Origin of the sequence: Pseudomonas sp. K5002 (genome assembly GCF_013386655.1) — a bacterium.
Taxonomy (GTDB): domain Bacteria; phylum Pseudomonadota; class Gammaproteobacteria; order Pseudomonadales; family Pseudomonadaceae; genus Aquipseudomonas.
The window spans coordinates 1-425 of the sequence record NZ_JACARK010001766.1 but is presented as its reverse complement, the minus strand read 5'-3'; the positions used below and the strand labels follow the sequence as shown (position 1 = coordinate 425).

1 protein-coding gene is annotated in these 425 nt (G+C 67.1%); it reads left to right on the top strand.

Features of this window, described 5'->3' with window-relative positions; translation table 11 throughout:
* The coding region (locus tag HX846_RS39165) for a hypothetical protein (protein ID WP_218645542.1) at positions 1-425 on the top strand (425 nt) is incomplete at both ends.

Here is a 425-nt window from a genome sequence, read left to right as displayed (position 1 = left end):
GCTTCTGCGCAGGCGGCTCAAAGCCGTGCCGACACCGCTTCCGACGCGGCGTCCGGCACACAGCATGCCGTGCTGGAGACTCAAGCCAACGCTGAAGCTGCGTTGGGTGCGGCATCCACCGCTCAGACGGCTGCGCAGACCGCGCAGAGCGCCGCCGACCATGCGTTGCTGAGCGCCTCGCAGGTCAATCAGAAGGCCCTGGCTGCCCAGAGCCGCGCCAATGCGTCTCTGGATGCGGCAAACACGGCACAGCGTTCGGCCGACACGGCCCACACCACAGCACAGCAAGCGAACAGCGCCAGCATCGATGCGATGAGTGTCGCCGTCGTAGCGCAGTCCGACGCCGACCAGGCGCAAGGCGTAGCGACGCAGGCAAGTCATCGAGCCGCTGCAGCACAAACGACAGCCGGCACGGCGTTAAGCGT